11 protein-coding genes are annotated in these 17,755 nt (G+C 47.9%); 6 read left to right on the top strand and 5 right to left on the bottom strand.

Annotated elements, in window-relative coordinates:
- Nucleotides 1-47: 47 nt before the first annotated feature.
- Nucleotides 48-965, bottom strand: a complete 918-nt coding sequence (locus tag NY07_RS15185; protein ID WP_033540206.1) for a LysR substrate-binding domain-containing protein — start codon at nt 963-965, stop codon at nt 48-50.
- A 333-nt stretch (nt 966-1,298) separates the two neighbouring features.
- Between NY07_RS15185 and yfcC the strand changes: the two genes are divergently transcribed.
- Nucleotides 1,299-2,828 (top strand): putative basic amino acid antiporter YfcC, encoded by a 1,530-nt coding sequence (gene yfcC / locus NY07_RS15180; protein WP_033540205.1) that lies wholly within the window; start codon nt 1,299-1,301, stop codon nt 2,826-2,828.
- Nucleotides 2,829-2,901: 73 nt separating this feature from the next.
- Here yfcC and NY07_RS15175 read toward each other — a convergent pair whose 3' ends face one another.
- Both NY07_RS15175 and NY07_RS15170 read right to left on the bottom strand, forming a co-directional pair.
- Nucleotides 2,902-5,580 carry a TonB-dependent receptor plug domain-containing protein gene (locus tag NY07_RS15175; RefSeq protein ID WP_033540204.1) on the bottom strand — a complete coding sequence of 893 codons (2,679 nt, stop codon included), beginning with the start codon at nt 5,578-5,580 and terminating at the stop codon, nt 2,902-2,904.
- An 842-nt stretch (nt 5,581-6,422) separates the two neighbouring features.
- Nucleotides 6,423-7,490, bottom strand: a complete 1,068-nt coding sequence (locus NY07_RS15170; protein ID WP_033540203.1) for a class I SAM-dependent methyltransferase — start codon at nt 7,488-7,490, stop codon at nt 6,423-6,425.
- A gap of 238 nt (nt 7,491-7,728) precedes the next feature.
- Here NY07_RS15170 and NY07_RS15165 point away from each other — a divergent pair, with 238 nt between their 5' ends.
- Nucleotides 7,729-8,385 carry a TetR/AcrR family transcriptional regulator gene (locus tag NY07_RS15165; RefSeq protein WP_033540202.1) on the top strand — a complete coding sequence of 219 codons (657 nt, stop codon included), beginning with the start codon at nt 7,729-7,731 and terminating at the stop codon, nt 8,383-8,385.
- Between the two features lie 56 nt (nt 8,386-8,441).
- On the opposite strand, the gene cysK is transcribed toward NY07_RS15165, so the two are convergent.
- Entirely contained in the window at nt 8,442-9,410 is a 969-nt protein-coding gene (gene cysK / locus NY07_RS15160) for a cysteine synthase A (protein WP_033540201.1), read from the bottom strand.
- 305 nt (nt 9,411-9,715) lie between these two features.
- Here cysK and NY07_RS15155 point away from each other — a divergent pair, with 305 nt between their 5' ends.
- Together NY07_RS15155 and NY07_RS15150 are read left to right on the top strand one after the other, a co-directional pair.
- Entirely contained in the window at nt 9,716-10,804 is a 1,089-nt protein-coding gene (locus NY07_RS15155) for an RDD family protein (protein WP_033540238.1), read from the top strand.
- A 154-nt stretch (nt 10,805-10,958) separates the two neighbouring features.
- Nucleotides 10,959-12,200, top strand: a complete 1,242-nt coding sequence (locus tag NY07_RS15150; RefSeq protein ID WP_033540200.1) for a response regulator — start codon at nt 10,959-10,961, stop codon at nt 12,198-12,200.
- A gap of 139 nt (nt 12,201-12,339) precedes the next feature.
- Here NY07_RS15150 and cysZ read toward each other — a convergent pair whose 3' ends face one another.
- Nucleotides 12,340-13,113 carry a sulfate transporter CysZ gene (cysZ, locus tag NY07_RS15145; RefSeq protein ID WP_033540199.1) on the bottom strand — a complete coding sequence of 258 codons (774 nt, stop codon included), beginning with the start codon at nt 13,111-13,113 and terminating at the stop codon, nt 12,340-12,342.
- A 187-nt stretch (nt 13,114-13,300) separates the two neighbouring features.
- On the opposite strand from cysZ, the gene NY07_RS15140 reads away from it, so the two are divergent.
- Nucleotides 13,301-16,708, top strand: coding sequence for a chromosome segregation protein SMC (locus NY07_RS15140; protein WP_033540198.1), 3,408 nt, complete (start codon nt 13,301-13,303; stop codon nt 16,706-16,708).
- A gap of 23 nt (nt 16,709-16,731) precedes the next feature.
- On the top strand, nt 16,732-17,733 hold the full coding sequence (gene zipA, locus NY07_RS15135) for a cell division protein ZipA (RefSeq protein ID WP_033540197.1): 1,002 nt from the start codon (nt 16,732-16,734) through the stop codon (nt 17,731-17,733).
- The last annotated feature ends 22 nt before the right edge of the window (nt 17,734-17,755 follow it).

Below are 17,755 nucleotides of genomic sequence, written 5' to 3'. Positions count from 1 at the left end.
AAGCGCTTTCGTTTAGCAGGATTTGAAAGCCCTTTTTGCGAATGTGATTAACTTTTCATTGGTTTAGTGTGCTGGCGATGTTTGCTCAGGCGCCGTGCTTCGGTTATCACACAATCACGCAGCGGGTTCTCCCCCGAGTCGCAGCGCCACACAAACGACAGGTGTCTTTGCATATTCAGTTGGGGTGTTGGCAGAATCACCAGTTCACCGGCCGCGACCTCTTTCTCCACATCTAAGAAGGGCAGGCTGCTGAGGTAGGGGCCATTTTTCACCAGCGCCTTGAGTAGTGAGACATGTTCATACTCCTTCCAGACATTCAGTTTCTCGATGACTCCGTGGATGGCACCTTCAAATATGCGCCGGGTTCCCGCCCCTTGTTCACGCAGTACCCATCTTGCCTGTTCTAGCTGGGCTAAGCTGGTGGTGGTTTGTTTGGCGTAGGGATGATGCGGTGAGGCGACGACCACGAGATGATCATCTAGCCACTGCTCTTGGTAGAGGCGACTGTCGTCGTTACGGCCTTCTATGATGCCAAAGTCATATTCATAGTTAAGTAAGCCCTCGACCACATTCTCGGTATTTTCAACTGTGAGATCGATCCTAAGTTCTGGAAAATCAGTATCGATTTTGCTGATAAGCTCGGGAAGTAGATGTTCGGCGGCAGTTTGACTCGAGCACAAACGAAAGCGACCGCTGATAAGGTGTTGTTCGTGAAGGCCTAATTCAATTTGTTGCGCATCTTGAAGTAGGCGTCTTGCTCTTGGGCGTAACCAATTACCCCAGTGACTCAGGGTTAACCTGTTGCCTTGTCTAATAAAGAGTGGACGGCCAAGCAGATTCTCCAGCTGCCCTAGAGACATGCTGACTGCAGATTGGGTCATGGACAATTTTCGCGCCGCCGCACTCACACTTTCCAGGCTGGCAACGGCATCGAATACCATAATTTGTTTCAGTGAGTATTTCATCGACCTTGAAGCGTCCTAGCTGATTTGAGCGATAATGAAAACTATCAATAAAATTGATGCTTGTGCGATATTGATTGTATGAGTGGCGGCATCTTTTCACAAGTAACGGATTGATTTTATCTAAGTTACTAGACTTATCTCACTGTTTGATTCGTCTTGTGCGACTGTTGTCATTATTTCCGATTACGTGAATGTCATCAAGGATACTCAAGCCTGTTATTTGTGCCTGTTTTATTCAGTGTTGCGAAGTGTATCCAGGGTCAGCCAAAGCCTGTGCAGGGGAGATGAATTGGTTTATATTGGCGGGCAATAATAACAATATATGGCGTTACAATGGCAAAACAAGCTCCCCCTTCTACAGTAAATCCCTCTAAAAACATAGTATTACCCGATACCTTAGTGATTATCTTTTTTGTCGCGCTGGCTGCTATGGTGCTGACTTATCTGGTGCCTGTCGGTTCATTCGATACCCAAGAGATCCACTACCTTGCCGACGGAGTCGAAAAGCATCGTAATGTGGTTGATCCCAGTTCGTTTCGATATAGCCTAGATGAGGCTGGAGAGCACCTTAAACAGCCTGTCGCCCTGTTTAAAGGCGGGGGGGGCATCGGCTTTTTCAACTTTGCCTTCGAAGGCTTAACCTCTGGCTCAAAATGGGGCACAGCGATTGGCGTGATCATGTTTATGCTCGTCATTGGCGGCGCCTTTGGCATAGTGATGGAAACGGGCACCATAGATAACGGCATTTTGCGCTTAATTGATAAGACTCAGGGGAACGAGCGGCTCTTTATTCCTGCGCTGTTTATCTTGTTTTCGCTTGGCGGCGCCGTTTTTGGGATGGGAGAAGAGGCAATAGCCTTTGCCATTATCATCTGCCCATTGATGATTCGCTTAGGTTTTGATGGCATAACCACTGTTATGGTGACCTATGTGGCGACTCAAGTGGGGTTTGCCAGCTCTTGGATGAATCCCTTTAGCGTGGCGATAGCCCAGGGGATAGCGGGGATTCCAGTATTATCTGGCGCAGGTGTGCGCGGCATCATGTGGGCGGGCTTTACCTTGATGGGAGTTATTTTTACGATGCGCTATGGCGCAAAGATACAGGCCAATCCGCAAAGTTCCCTCTGTTATGAATCCGATAGCTATTTTCGCCACCATCAAGCGTCCAGCAACTTAGAGAGTCGGTTTAATTTAGGCGACATTCTCGTCTTGCTCACTATCTTGGTAACCGTTGTCTGGGTGATCTGGGGGGTCGTCACTCAAGCGTGGTTTATTCCCGAGATCGCAAGTCAGTTCTTCACCATGGGAATTGTGGTAGGGGTCATTGCCGTTATCTTCGGGCTCAATGGCATGACGCTTAACCGAATGGCGACCAGCTTCAAGCAAGGTGCGGGCACCATGTTAGAACCAGCCTTGTTGGTGGGATGTGCGTCGGGGATCTTATTGCTCCTTGGTGGTGGCAAGCCCGATGAACCAAGTGTGCTAAACACCTTATTAAATAGCGCCGGTAGTCTGATTGGGCAATTGCCAGCCGTGGTATCGGCTTGGTTCATGCTGCTGTTTCAGTCGGTGTTTAACTTCTTTGTGACCTCTGGTTCTGGCCAGGCAGCATTAACCATGCCCTTGATGGCGCCTCTTGCCGATATCGTGGGGGTATCACGTCAGGTGGCGGTGTTGGCATTTCAGTTGGGAGATGGCTTTACCAATGTCTTGGTGCCGACATCGGCGTCACTGATGGCGACTTTAGGTGTATGCCGCGTCGATTGGGGCGTGTGGGTGAAGTTTATCTGGCGTTTTATATTGGCTCTGTTTTTGGTGTCGAGCCTAGTTGTGGTTTCAGCCCATTACCTGGGTTTCGCCTAATAGTCACTCACTAAATAAGGTCAATAAAAAACGGCATCCTAGGATGCCGTTTTGTCGTTAAAGATCTAATGGTTTAGAACTTCACTTCACCTTCGATGAACCACTCACGACCGCGAGCGTTGTACACTGAACGTGGGTAGTGTGGCCAAGAAGTATCAGTTGGGTCGAAGTTAGGACCTGCATCGAATAGGTTAACCACGCCAGCTTTCAGCTTGAATGTATCATTGAAAGTGTAACCTGCAGTCAGGTTCCACTTAGTCTGTGATGCCACTTCATGTGCGCTTTCATCAAAGTCTTCGCCACCTGATGCTTTAAACGACTTGTATTGAATACCGTGCATACGTGCAGTGTGGTAAGCACCCAGAGTCGCTTCGAAGTCTTCGATGAAGTAGCCCAGTACTAGGTTAGCGCGGTACTGTGGCAGACCACCGTTATCAATGTCATCTTCAACTGGATCAGTTGGTGACAGTTGGAACTCAGACAACAGGATGTAAGTACCGTTGAAGTTAAGTTTCAGCTCACCATAGCTATCCATATCCCAGCCATAGCCAGCAGTGATATCTAGACCACGTACCTTTTGGAAAGCCAGGTTTTGAGCAACGGCGTTCACGTGAGTGATGGTACCGTCTGCATCGCGAGTCAGCATGTTTTCATACTGCTCATATTCACGAGCAGCTTTGCTAGCGCTGATGTCGCTAACCATGTCGTCCAGTTTCCACTCCCAAAGGTCGAATGATGCGTTAAGTGAATCTCCGCCCCATACCGCGCCAATGTTAGCTGTGTAACCAGTCTCTGCTTCCAGATCTTTGTTTGCACCCGTTGTTGTATCAATGTGCAGTTCATTACAGATCTCGTTGATACGTGGATCCGGATTTGGCTGACTTGGTGTGCCGCCTAACGCTTGACACTGCTTGAAGTCGATAACGGTAGAGAAGCCCTTAGTCGCATCGCCATATACACGGTGCATATCTGGAGCGCGGAAGACAGAGCTGACAGAACCACGAACCAATAGTTCGTCTAGTGGACGGTATTCTAAAGTCAACTGTGGCGACAGGTTGCCACCGAAATCGTCATAGCGGTCATAACGTAGCGCCGCATCGATAGTCAGCACGTCCAATACAGGTAGGCTTAATTCGGCATAAGTTGCCCAGTAAGAGCGCTCGCCTGCACCTGAAGAACCACCAGTGGTGAGGATGTTACCTTTCTTAGATTCTGAGTCTGAGTTCGTCTCATAATCTTGCTCAGTGTATTCTGCACCAAATGCAAATTGGGCATCGCCTGCTGGCATTTCGAACGCTAAGCCAGAGATGTTGGCCTGGACGTTCTTTTGAGTAGATTGTGCGCGCTCAAATGGAGAGTAAGAAGCTTGCTCTACATCTTCTGCACTCATGTTGTTCAGCAGTGAGTTACCGTTCTCACCGGCGGTAATATAATCGAACATGCCTGCAACAGTTGCAAAACCACTGCGGAACACGTCGACATTGGTACGGCCGTAGTTAACCGATGCATCCCAGCTGTACTCGTCAGCCAGTGTGCCTTCGAAGCCTGCGGTGAAGAAGTAGTTACGTGTTTTGGTTTCGCCAGCGCGGTTACCAAACTCGTGTAGACGACGCACGTAGTAGTAGTCGCCATCTTCGGCGTTGGCAAAATCACCACCTAGGGCTGTGCCTTTATTCGTGAAGGTTTTGCTCAGATCGCCTGAAGATACAGTGACATTGTTGCCGTCAACGTTAACATCGTAGTTATCGATTGCCATTGGCTCGATGTTGGTGGTTGATTTCGCTTCGGCGAAGTCTAGGCGACCTACGAAGCTAACGTCATCAGCCAGCTCATAGTTGAAGTTAGTAGAGCTGATGAAACGTGAGCTCTTCGGCTGAAGATCACGCCACTCTGAACGGTCGAAACCACAGATGCTGCGAGCGGCATCCCACAAGAAACCGCCAGCGGTACACTCTTCAGGAGTCAATGCGCGCGCGCCGCTGCCTCCAGCGATTCGAGCACCATATGAGCTGTATTGTGAATATTTGCTATAAGGCACTTTGTCTGTGTGCAGACCGAAGTTTTCGCGATCGGTTGCTTTTAGCTGTTCATTCTCAGTAAATTCGATGAAGGTCGATACGTTACCGCGATCAGAAGAAGCACCTAGAGAGAGTGCGATACGGTCGCTGCCGCCGCCACCGTGAGTGGTATCAGCGTGACGGTATTTAAGTGCAACACCTTCAAAGTCTTTTTTCAGGATGATGTTGATCACACCACCAACGGCGTCGGCACCATAGATAGCACTACCACCAGATTGAAGAATCTCAATACGCTGTACAGCTTCCATCGGTAGGTTGGCAGTATCGACGAAGTTATCCGTACCACCTGATGGCTTTGGATATTGGTTTAGACGCTTACCATTGATCAGCGTTAATGTACGGTTAGCACCCGCACCACGTAAGCTGATTGAAGAGGCAGCAGGCGTAAAGCCGTGAACAGACTGGGTAGTCATTGCACTGGTTGTAGAAGTGAGGCTTTCCAACGCATCTTGAACGTTAGTGAAACCCTGTTTAGCCATGTCTTCTGCGCTCATGACGGTAACAGGTGTAGCCGTTTCCATATCGGTACGTTTAATACGTGAACCTGTTACTTGAATTCGTTCAACGCTGTCTTCATCTGCTGCATAAACGGCTGGCGCACTCATTGCTGCTGTGGCGGCACCACTAATTAATGCGAAACGCACAGCTTTAGCCAATATAGAATTAGGCTGCATTTTGTTTCTCCCTGAGACTTATTTTATTTTTGAATTGAACACTGTTGAATTGCTCTTTTTTGAGCCGTTCTATGTGTTGAACTTTATTTAGTAAAAACTTTTCAAATATTTACTTATATTGACGAGTGTTTACTTCGCTCTCGATATAATCATAGAGAGATAACAACTGCAACAAGGTGGCTACAGATGGTGCGGGGTTTCAAGTCTTGCTCGAATTATCTTTTTTGCAACAATAAATACACATTAAGTTTATTGGCTTAGTATTTATTTTCGATGTACGCGTTAATGTAATTGCCAGTGTTACATTTTACAGCTGTTAGTTAACAGATTGTTATTTTTGTGATTTGCTTTGGTTTTTCATTTGTTCTTTTTATTGTTTTTATTTGTTTTATTGGTGTGTCATTTGTTATTTAAAAAAAATGCAAAAATTATGAAAAATATTGTGGAAATGATTTGTTTGTGACCAAAGTCCTGTCGATTTTCCCTATTGTTTTTGTTGCTTTATTGTTAACTCTGTTTTTTGTACTCCTTTTTAATTAATACTAATGTTATAGGTTTTGATTAATTTTTGGGTTATTAGTGCCAACTAATTAGCAGTTATTATGAAGTGTTAGATTGTATTTGTTATGGGTATGTTGTTGTGAGTGGTTTTCTGGTGGGGGTTGTATTCAGAAGAGGTAAAAAAGGCTAAGGGTATTGACCAACGACGGTTCGTTGACACGTTAATATGGTTGAGCTTGTGGTCAATAGAGGCCAGCGTTTGCTTGGCCTCGTTTATTCTGTGTTGCTGTAGAGTATGTCGAGTTAGATGTTGATAGCAGTATAGGTGTCTATAGAACGAGTTATGGTTTTCTTCGGCAACGCAGTAGTGTATGGCCCAAGCCAATCTCGTCTATATCTTCATCGACATAGAGACCCGCCAATGAGATCAGTTTGAGGAGATCTTTGGAGTGATACATACGGCTGTTGCCGTTGGCCATCGCCGTAAAGTAGAGCGAGGTGGCATTGACACAATAGGCACCGGCCTCACAGGGTTGTCTGTCCCAGAAGGTCTCTAAGATACAGAGTTCGCTATGGGGCGCCATGTGCTCTCTCGCTAATGTTAAAATAGCGAGTATTTGCTCTTGTGAAAAGCAATCCAAGAATTGACTCATCCAGTAGAGATCGCCACCAGAGTAGAAGGGGGTATCTGCGTTTAACAGATCGCACTCAAAGCCATGGACACGATCGTCAACGCCTTGTGCCTTGGCATTTTCCATCGCGACCTTAAGCTGTCCTGGCAGATCCATGATGGTCACTTTGACATCAGCATCATATTGGGTACAGGCCAATGCCCATTTTCCAGTGTTGCCTCCAATATCCACAATGGTCTTAGGTTGGCCCTGAAAGATCATAGGTAAGATGGCACTAAAGGCATGATCTGAATAGAAGTGATCAAACTCAAACCAACTTTTCTTGGCATTGTCTGGCAGCTGGCTTAATCCTGGATAGATGGTTTGCCAGTCACCAAATACCTTAAGGCCAGTTGCTTGCCCTGTCTCTAATGCCTGGTCTAGTTCAAACATACCTTGGTAACAGACATCATGACTGAAGTTGAGATTGACCCTCGACATCTCATCGTGCAATAGAAAATGACCTATCTTATCCAGGTGATAACCCTTAATGTCTTGCCAAATCAGGCCCATGCTGAGCGCCATATCAAGTAGCACGCCGATGGCGTATTCAGATAATGAACAATGAGTGGCAATCATCTGACGATCATTTTCAGCATGTTGGTCAATATAAGCCAATACCTCGTATTTAAGCAGGCAGCGGGCAACTTGAAAGGTGATGGGGGCGAAGGCAATTTTCTGTGCTTCAAACTTGGCGTTAAATGCTGAGATCTGTTTTGGCGAGCGGTAGAAATCCATCCGAGTCCTGACTCTGGTTTGAGTGAAATGTTGTTCACTCTAGCCTGATATCAAAGTGACGACATCAAGTCAGTGTTAAATTGGCGACCTGGCTCGCGAAATGTGCGTTTAACAAGATGAAAGTGCGGGCTTTTCAATCGCCTTGTACAACGGGTAGGGTGAGGCTAGGTGAATCGTCGATACAAATGCTAACATAGTTTATCGCTTAGCCAGGGGATGGACCCTAAAGGATAGTTCAATGCAACAACCGCTTAGCTATGTTGGCCGCACAACTCATAGAGTCGATGGTGAGGCCAGACGTATTGCGATTTTAGAGGCGACTTTAAGGTTGATCGTGAGGGAAGGCATTCGAGGCGTTCGTCACCGCGCCGTGGCTGCCGAGGCCGAGGTGCCATTGGCATCTACGACTTATTACTTTAAAGATATTAAAGATCTGATCAGCGATGCATTAACCTATTTTGCCGAAAAGACGCTTTGGATGAACAATACGCTTGAGCAAAAGAGTTTTGAGTTGCTTGAGACGGTTGAAGCGGGCAGTCAGGAGATGTGCGTTTCACAGCTTTCGGTATATCTGACAGATTTTCTCTGCGCGCATATTCAAGAACAGGTGAGCCATAGGGAAGATCGTATCCTTGAAGTGGCGTTTCATGAAGAGGCGCTGCGTAACCCTGTGCTCGCCGAGGCGATTCAACTGCTCGACAATGGTTTCATTCAGACCATAGAGCGTTTTTTTGCGGCATTAGGTTCGCAAACGCCGAACGCCGATGCCCATCAACTCTTGGGATTGATTCGTTGGATGGAGTATCAGAGCGTGATAAGCCGTCGACTGGAGCCAGATTTTCTGCGTAACACAGTTGGTGCCTGTATCGATAAGATATTGAGTGCCATAAAATAAAAGACCCCGATAACGATCGGGGTCTTAGTGGTATCACCATCATTTACTGAAAGTGATTACTGCACGTTTTCCGCGTCGCCAAATTGGCCCTGGAACAGTACTGATGAAAGGTAACGCTCTGCTGCCGATGGCAGGATAACTACGATATTCTTCCCTTCAAATTCAGGTAGCTCGGCGATACGGTTTGCAGCAACAACCGCTGCACCCGAAGAGATACCGACCAGGATACCTTCCTCTTTCATTAGGCGCTGAGCCATCTCAATGGCTTCCTCGTTAGTTACCGCTTCGACGCGATCAACCATTTCGAGATCCAGGTTACCTGGAATGAAGCCGGCACCAATCCCCTGGATTTTATGTGGACCAGGTTGTATCGCTTGTCCTGCTAGGGTTTGGCCGATTACTGGAGAGTCGGCAGGTTCAACTGCTACAGAGGTGATCGCCTTGCCTTGAGTTTGCTTGATGTAACGGCTGATACCGGTAATGGTACCGCCTGTACCAACACCAGCAACTACGACATCGACTTCGCCATCGGTATCATTCCAGATCTCTGGACCTGTGGTCTTCTCGTGGATCTCTGGGTTTGCTGGGTTATCGAATTGACCTAGGATCAGGTATTTCTCAGGAGCAGATTGACGCAGCTCTTCGGCCTTGTCGATGGCGCCTTTCATGCCTTTTGCGCCTTCAGTCAACACTAGGTTTGCGCCAAGTGCCTTAAGCAGCTTGCGACGTTCAAGGCTCATGGTGTTAGGCATGGTCAGGGTCAGCTTGTAGCCACGGGCCGCCGCGACATAAGCCAGTGCGATGCCGGTGTTACCTGATGTTGGCTCGATCAATTCTTTATCTTTAGTGAGCAAGCCTTTCTTTTCGGCGTCCCAAATCATATTTGCGCCGATACGACATTTAACGCTGAAGCTTGGGTTACGCGCTTCAACTTTGGCGAGCACTTTGCCTTTGCTGACGCGATTTAGGCGAACAAGAGGTGTATTACCTATGGTATATGAATTGTCTTCGAAAATTTTACTCATGGATTACTTGCTCCTTAATGTATACAGCTAAATCATAGTGCGCTTTGGGCGCATTAGAAATGATAGTTTCATCTTCGTTATTCCTTTCTGTTATAAAAGCTGTCACTTATATCATAATTACATCGCTGAAGGGGCTAGCCTAATGGGGATCCTATTGATAATTTAACAAAATGTATCAAGTCAGCTAGCTAAAATAATCAGCATAAATTGCAGGGAGCGGATGAGTGAGCAGCATTAACGACAGGATTGGTGGGACGAATGTGCCGAGCCCCGAGGATCGCTCTGCGAACTCTCAAACGCCTAAATTGAAAGGGCCTAAAAACAAAGATCCTAAAACGATTGTCACCCCTTTTGCCTTTTATGTCGCACCTGAGGTGCTCTATACACCTTTGGCTTCACCGTTAAAGCGCGGTCTTGCCATGTTAATCGATGCGTTATTAGTCAGTGTATTGGCGGAGCAGGCTGGGGCGTTGTTTATCTTGCTGGTTGGCTTAACCTTAGTGATTGAGCGTCGTAGTCACCAATTGGGTAAAGCACTTAAATGGGCGCTTTATTTCTCTATGCTCGTGATGACCATCTGGGTGACCAGTGACAATATCATCTCTTACGGCGAAGGGAATGGTGAGCAGAAAACGGCTCAGCCGAACGTTCTTCAGGTGGACTCTGTGAGTACATTGAAGCTGATGCCACAGATCTTGGCGCTCAGTTTGTGTGAAGAGGCCAGCTGCGCCGATGAGAAGCTGACGCAGCTCTTGGCCAAACTCGACCCGTTACAAGCACCCGATAGCGAAAAAAAGGCGCTTTTATCTCAGCTGATCAAGGAGCTGTCCATACCCGCTCAGGACAAAGATGTGTTGATGCATCGTGTGGAGCAGGCGTACCCCAATAGCCAAGTTGATGCCAAAGCGACAGTTGTCACAGATGGAAATCTTGACGGCAGCGGCCAAGAAGTCTCCCAGGATGTTAGGTCAGACGCCGAGTCTCACCATCAGGAGGCTAGCGAGAAGCTTAACTCTCTGGTTGTCGACCCTGATCAAATGGATGATGACAAGCCATCTCCTTATAGTTTGCTTGAGTGGGCAAAAGGCATTTTAAATGATCTTGGATTAGGCTTTGGATGGGCCGCCTTTTACTTTACGGTTTTTACCGCTTGGTTCGACGGTCAGACCTTGGGCAAGAAGTTGTTGAATATCCGGGTAATACCGCTGGACGCTTCGGCTATCTCCTTATGGGATGCCTTTGGGCGTTATGGTGGCTATGGTGCTGGTTTTGCTACAGGCTTGCTGGGATTCTTGCAGATATTCTGGGATGCCAACCGTCAGGCGATTCAAGATAAGATCTCCGAGACTGTGGTGATTGATTTGTCGAAATCGCGAGACCAAGACCATAGATAAATTCAGTAATAGCAGAATGGGAAGAACGACAGCTTAAATGATCGTACGATAAAAGTGTGAAACAACGAAAAAATATGGTTTAGTTGAGATGTATAATTACACAACGAAGGTAAAGTCAGTTGCGTCATAGCCTTATAGCGAAAAAGGAATAAAGATGCGGATATTAGTTGTAGAAGACAGCAAGGTTGTTAATCGTATTTTGCGTCATCTCATCAAGCTTACACTTAATTGCGAAGTTGATTTTGCCGAAGATTTCGACAGCGCAAAACGTTTGATAAAAGAGCATGATTATTTTGTCGCAATCACAGATTTACACTTACCTGACGCTCAGGAAGGTGAGATTGTTAAGCACGTATTAGCATTAAATATCCCATGTATAGTGCTGACAGGAAGTTTGGATGCCACGCAACGTAAGCGCTTGTTGCAATTGGGCATTGTTGATTACATTCTTAAAGAAAACCGTTTTAGCTACGAATATGCTGTTCGTTTAGTTGAGAGATTGCATCGTAATCAACGAGTTAAAGTCTTGGTGGCTGATGATTCAGTGGTAAGTCGAAAATTTATTCGTGGTTTGTTAGAGCAGCATCTTTATCAGGTGATTGAGGCCGATGATGGTTTATCAGCATTAGCCTTATTACGCAGTCAAGAAGGGATACAGTTGTTAATCACTGATTACAATATGCCAGGATTAGATGGTTTCGAACTGATTCTAAAAGCCAGAGAGCAATATAGTCGAGAAGAGCTGGCTATCATAGGTTTATCAAGTGATGATGATCAGAGTCTTTCGGCTCGATTTATAAAAAATGGTGCGAATGATTTTTTAACGAAGCCATTTGTTCATGAAGAGTTTCATTGCCGTGTACTTAACACCTTAGATGGACTAGATATGGTGCGAAAGTTATGGGAGCAGGCTAACCTCGATTATTTAACCTCCGTATATAACCGTCGCTATTTTTTTAACTTGTTTGAAGAAAAGATCGAGCAACTGGTGTTGAAACAGACGGCATTTTCTCTGGGGTTGATGGATATCGATCACTTTAAACGGGTTAATGATAGTTATGGTCATGACGTTGGCGATGAGGTGTTAGTCGGATTTGCAGACATGTTAAAGCATTTTTTCGGTGAACGTTTTGTAGTAGCGCGTTTTGGCGGAGAAGAGTTCGTGGTGGCGTTTAAGGGGCTAGATAGTAGTAAAGCGTTTGCGTTACTAGACAAATTTAGAGCTCATTTGGCGTCAAGTCCAATATCAACCTCGGCAGGAGAATTGACTATTACCGCTAGTATAGGGCTGGCTGAGTTGACTAGTTTGGGGTTAGATGACTTATTACACAATGCAGATAAGGCACTTTATCACGCTAAAGAATCGGGGCGGAACTTGGTGTGTATAGAGACTTAGCAGATATAGCAAGGTCGATTTCTGTGAAAAAAGCCAGCGGCAAAAAATGAGCTGGCTTTTTGCTATTTAGGGAAGGTGCGAATAAGTCCCGTGCTTGCTGTGCTACGACTTGTTCGCACCTTCCTTAGATAACTCTTCTTTAATCGGGGGCGATTTGAACGTTGCGATAGGCATCGCGATACTTATCTACCCACATGGAGGTCGCGCCGCAAATCGCTACCGGCATCACGATAAAGTTAATAATGGGGATCATCGAAAACAGGGTGACGGCGGCGCCGAAGCTAAAGCTGCTGCCCTTGGTTTGATTGAGGGCAAACTTCATATCATTAAAAGGCACCTTGTGGTTATCGAAGGGATAATCACAGTACTGAATGGCCATCATCCAGGCGCTGAATAGAAACCAGAGTACGGGCGCGGCCGTTTGACCGATAAGGGGCACCCAGAACAGGATAAGAAATAGTATGGCTCTGGGAAGGTAGTATTTAAGCTTGATCCATTCTCGTCCCAGTATGCGGGGCAGATCTTTGATCAGGTCGATGGTGCCGCCGGTATTGAGATCTTTGCCAGTCAAATGTTGCTCGACCTTTTCCGCTAACAGACCATTGAAAGGCGCCGCTATCCAGTTCATCACAGAGCTAAAGACAAAGGAGAGCACAACTAACAGGGTCAGCACTGCCAAGGGCCAAAGGAGAAAGTTGAGCCAACTGAGGTAATCGGGCAGTTGACCATTGATCCACTGAAATACCTGTTCCAGCTGACCTATGGCAAAGTAGATCACCGTGGAGAACAATATCAGGTTAACGCTGAGGGGAATGAAGACAAAGCGTCTTAAACCTGGCTGTTTGATCAGCCGAAAGCCGTCCAGAAAATAGTTAACGCCGCTTTTACCGGGTTTGCTTGCTTTTTGATTCATAGTCTTATCTGAATATCCATAGATCTTGCTTAACAGGGATTGTGTGTCAGCCCCATTTTAAAAACAAGGCCGAAATCACGTCGGCAGGGATAAAAAACGTTACAAAATGCGGCATGCTTTGATAAAGTGACAACCAATAATAACAGTGGCGCCGTAAGCGCACGCAAAAGACGACCTAACTGGCACAATGAGACTCACACAGATAAAACTTGCTGGATTTAAGTCGTTTGTTGATGTTACTAAAATCCCCTTTAACCAACCGCTTACAGCTATCATTGGCCCTAATGGCTGTGGTAAGTCAAATGTTATCGATGCGGTGCGCTGGGTGCTCGGAGAGAGTTCTGCCAAGCATCTTCGCGGCGACTCCATGGCCGATGTCATTTTCAATGGATCTTCTGCAAGACGTCCGATTTCAGTGGCTAGTGTTGAGCTTTACTTTGACAATCACCTGGGGCGACTGGGTGGCCAATATGCCAGCTATCAGGCGATCGCCGTAAAACGTCAAGTTAGCCGTGACGGGGATTCCAGCTATTTTCTTAATGGGCAGAAGTGTCGACGAAAGGATATCACCGATCTCTTTATGGGCACCGGCCTTGGACCGAGAAGTTACGCTATTATTGAGCAGGGCACTATCTCCCGTCTAATCGAATCCAAACCCCAAGAGCTTAGGGTCTTTATCGAAGAGGCCGCCGGTATATCCCGTTATAAAGAGCGGCGCAGAGAAACCGAAAACCGCATTCGCCACACCCGTGAAAATTTAGAGCGTCTGGGGGATATACGTCAGGAGCTGGGCCGTCAAATTGATAAGTTGGCGGAGCAGGCAGAGTCCGCCAGACAGTACCGAGCGTTAAAACAGACAGAGCGTCAGCAGCAGGCTGAGCTTGAGGTCTGCAAGTATCTTGAGCTGAGCACTCAGGCGGAAAAATTATCCAAAGAGATTGATGCAAAACTCCTGACCCAGAGTGAAGTCGATGCCAGTGGTCAATCGTTGGCCCGCAGCCTGACAGAACTCCAGTTACAACTCGATGACCTCGAGCGCCAGGAACAGCATCAGGTTGAGACGTTTTATCTCAATGCTAATCAGATCACTAAGCTCGAGCAGGAGATCAAGCATCGCCAGCAACAAGATGCCCATCTTAAGCAGCGTATCGAGCAGGAAACCAATAAGCTCTCATTACTACAGGCGCAGTCTCAAGCGCTCGTATATGCCAAAGAAAACCTCGCCGAGCGTCAGCTAAGCGCGCAGCAGGTTCATAGCCAAATACAGCAGCAACTTGAGTTGCTCGACGAGCAGCTCCTTGAGGCCGAGCACTCCCTTGAGCAACTGATCGACGATGACACCCAAAGTAAGCAAAGGGTTAACCAGTGTCAGTTACGTCTTGAACTGAGCAAAGGGGAACTTAAGCATCAGCAGAGCGCGCTCGATCTGCTGGCCAGTCAGCGTCAGAACTGCTCGGCGCAGCTGAGTCAATTGACCCAGATCGATGAAACCGCCAACCTGGCGCTGCAAACCTCCCAATGTCAGCTGTTATCGGATAAGGCCGATGAACACAGCGCTGAGCTAGAGCAGATCCTCGCCACCCAAGCGGAACAGGTAGAGCAGCAGCGGCAAATTCAGACACAAATTGATGCGCTGTCCCAGTCGTTGGCAGAAGAGCGAGGGCGTCAGAATGTGGTGCAGCGCATGTTGCCCAAGGAGGACGCAGTGACTGGTCGAGCCTTGTGGCAGGCCATCGAAGTGACACCAGGTTGGGAGAAGGCGGTTGATTTGGTGCTCGATGGTTTATTGACTCAGAGTATTGATGTCGCGCCAACAGAGAATGGCTTCCAACTTGCCAAGCCGCAATCATGGACCGGCTTGTCCAGCCAGATCAACCTGTCACCTTGGCTAAGCAGACTTAAGTGGGCTGACAGCCTTGCCCAAGCTCGCGACATGGTGGCGACGCTTGCCGATGATGAGCGTATTGTCACCGCCGAGGGCTATCTGCTTGGTCGCGGCTTCGTGCTGCAAAAAGCTGCGCAGAGTAGCAACTTAGTACAGCTTAAAGCCGAGCATCAGGCATTGAGTGACAGCATTACCGCCAGCATAGAGGCGATTGAAGAGCGAAAGGCTGTGCTTGAGCAGGTGCGCCAGGCTTTGGCTGATACGCGAGAGCGTCACGCTCAGCTGAATACGGCATTGCAAGGGGTGCAGATAGAGAAAGAGCGCCTTGCGGCGCAGGTGCAAGCGACCCAGGTGCGTATCTCGCAGCAAGAAGAGCGCCAGGCGCAACTTGCTGAGCAGTTAAGCGAACAAGAAGGGCGCGAGCAGGTTTTAGTGCAGGCTATTGAGCGACTTGCGCAGACCATTGAAGAGGATGAGCGCAGTTTACAGCTGCTTAAGCAAAATGCCGAACAGGCGTTGAAGTGTCTGCTTGATGGCCGCACTCAACATAAAACCCTGGGGCAGGAACGTCAGAGTCTGGCTCAGCAATTGGCTCAGCATCAAAAGCAGCTGCAAGCCATCAATACCGAAATAGCCCTTAATCGCCAGCAGGGCGAGCAGCAGCAACAGCAGATAGTCGAGTTAACGGCGATTCTTGCGCAGTTACAGGCTCAGCTTGCGGGCAAAAAGAGTGGTGAGGGCCAAGGTGTTGCCGATGATAAGGCGGCGCAATTGGCCCAAGCCCTGGCACAGCAAGAGCGTAATCAGCTGGGGCTTGATGAGCTGCGGCGTCGTCAGGCAGAGCTGCAAACTCAAGCAGATGAGCTAGGAGCCAAGCAAAAACAACAGCTTGGAAAGCTAGAGCACTTGACTCAAGCCATCAGCGCGTTAAAGTTACGTCGCGAGGGAATAAAAGGTCAGCTTGACAGTCAGTTAGCCCTGCTCAAGGAGCAAGAGGTCGATGTTAGCGAGGTTGAAGCCGGGCTGGATCTGAGCCTGAGTCTGTCGACGCGTCAAAAGGCGCTCGAGCGCACGCGGGCGCAGATTGACCATCTTGGCGCCATTAACCTGGCCGCCATCGAAGAGTATGAACAGCAGAGCCAACGTAAGGCTTATCTGGATAGTCAGGATGCCGACTTGAGTAAGGCGCTGGGGAGTCTGGAAGAGGCGATACGTAAGATTGACCGGGAAACCAAGACTCGCTTTAAAGAGACTTTCGATAAGGTTAACCAAGATCTCGGTATGCTGTTTCCTAAGGTCTTTGGCGGTGGCAGTGCCTACCTGGCCCTGACCGACGATGATCTGTTGGAAACCGGGGTGACCATCATGGCCAGACCGCCGGGTAAAAAGAATAGTACAATTCACCTGCTTTCGGGTGGAGAAAAAGCATTAACCGCTTTATCATTGGTATTTGCGATTTTTAGGCTAAATCCAGCGCCATTTTGTATGTTGGATGAGGTAGATGCACCGCTTGATGACGCCAATGTCGACAGATTCTGTCGACTGGTAAAAGAGATGTCTCAAAGCGTGCAATTTGTTTATATTAGTCACAATAAGATCACCATGGAATTGGCCGATCAACTAATAGGTGTCACTATGCATGAGCCTGGCGTTTCACGCATAGTTGCCGTTGATATCGATGAAGCGGTCGCATTAGCCGACGCAGTATAATTTTGGGAAAAACAGGGTAATCAATGGAAAATTTGCAACTGGTATTATTCGTGTTAGGCGCGGTAGCCATTATCGCGGTACTTGTGCATGGTTTTTGGTCCATTAGACGGCAACAGCCTAAATCATTAAAAGAATCGCCCATGACAGGGCTTTACACAGAAAAAACACGTGACAGTGAAGGTTTTGACGCCGATGGAATAGGCCCTGTTAGAGTCGTTAAGGCAAACAGTGAAGAGCGCGCGATCCCTAAGGCAAGCGCGACCAGCCGGGCAACACCCGCAGGGGCACGGACAAAACAGGAAGAGGAAGACAATAGAACCAGCGATTTCTCTCTTTCTGATGCGCCTAAGCAGAAGGCGCCACGTCAACGCCAGGAGCCTGTGTTATCAAGCGGACTTGCTGCTGATGAAGAAGTTGATGCCAAACTTGAGCAGATGGAGCTGGGTTTAGGCCAAGGGCCCGCGCAACCCTCACTGTTTGAAGATCCCGTTACCGAGCATAAGCGGGAACCGCAGCGCCAAGCGCCGCAGCCTGCTCCTGTCGAACCCGCTGAACCAAGTGTCGCGCCAGCGCCTCAAGCAGAAGTCGAGCCACAAGCAGATGCCCCATTGGGTGAACCCCAAGATGTGCTAGTGCTACATGTGGTCGCCAAAGAGGGCGAAGCGCTTAATGGCGCAGAGCTATTGCCTAGCCTGCTGACTCTTAACTTTAAGTTTGGCGAAATGGATATCTTTCATCGTCATGAAGATAATGCGGGAACAGGCAAGGTGCTGTTTTCATTGGCTAACATGGTTAAGCCTGGGGTGTTTAACCCAGATGAGATGGAGCAGTTTACCACTCAGGGTATCGTGTTGTTTATGACGCTGCCATGTTATGGCGACCCTTTGATGAACTTCTCTATCATGCTTAACTCGGCCCATCAGCTCGCTGACGATTTAGGTGGCGAGGTACTCGACGGTGGCCGTAGCGAGTGGACAGAGCAGACCAAACAGTCTTACCTGCAACGCATTCGCGCGCAGATGTGATCCCGAACTGAAATTGAATATA

Origin of the sequence: Shewanella sp. ECSMB14101, assembly GCF_000773485.1 — a bacterium.
Lineage (GTDB): Bacteria > Pseudomonadota > Gammaproteobacteria > Enterobacterales > Shewanellaceae > Shewanella > Shewanella marisflavi.
This window is presented reverse-complemented; position numbering and strand designations above follow the sequence as displayed.

Bases quoted from the DNA above. Each gene is read 5' to 3' on its own strand.
- NY07_RS15185 (WP_033540206.1), bottom strand. From the start codon at position 965: ATGAAATACTCACTGAAACAAATTATGGTATTCGATGCCGTTGCCAGC.
- yfcC (WP_033540205.1), top strand. From the start codon at position 1,299: ATGGCAAAACAAGCTCCCCCTTCTACAGTAAATCCCTCTAAAAACATA.
- NY07_RS15175 (WP_033540204.1), bottom strand. From the start codon at position 5,580: ATGCAGCCTAATTCTATATTGGCTAAAGCTGTGCGTTTCGCATTAATT.
- NY07_RS15170 (WP_033540203.1), bottom strand. From the start codon at position 7,490: ATGGATTTCTACCGCTCGCCAAAACAGATCTCAGCATTTAACGCCAAG.
- NY07_RS15165 (WP_033540202.1), top strand. From the start codon at position 7,729: ATGCAACAACCGCTTAGCTATGTTGGCCGCACAACTCATAGAGTCGAT.
- cysK (WP_033540201.1), bottom strand. From the start codon at position 9,410: ATGAGTAAAATTTTCGAAGACAATTCATATACCATAGGTAATACACCT.
- NY07_RS15150 (WP_033540200.1), top strand. From the start codon at position 10,959: ATGCGGATATTAGTTGTAGAAGACAGCAAGGTTGTTAATCGTATTTTG.
- cysZ (WP_033540199.1), bottom strand. From the start codon at position 13,113: ATGAATCAAAAAGCAAGCAAACCCGGTAAAAGCGGCGTTAACTATTTT.
- NY07_RS15140 (WP_033540198.1), top strand. From the start codon at position 13,301: ATGAGACTCACACAGATAAAACTTGCTGGATTTAAGTCGTTTGTTGAT.
- zipA (WP_033540197.1), top strand. From the start codon at position 16,732: ATGGAAAATTTGCAACTGGTATTATTCGTGTTAGGCGCGGTAGCCATT.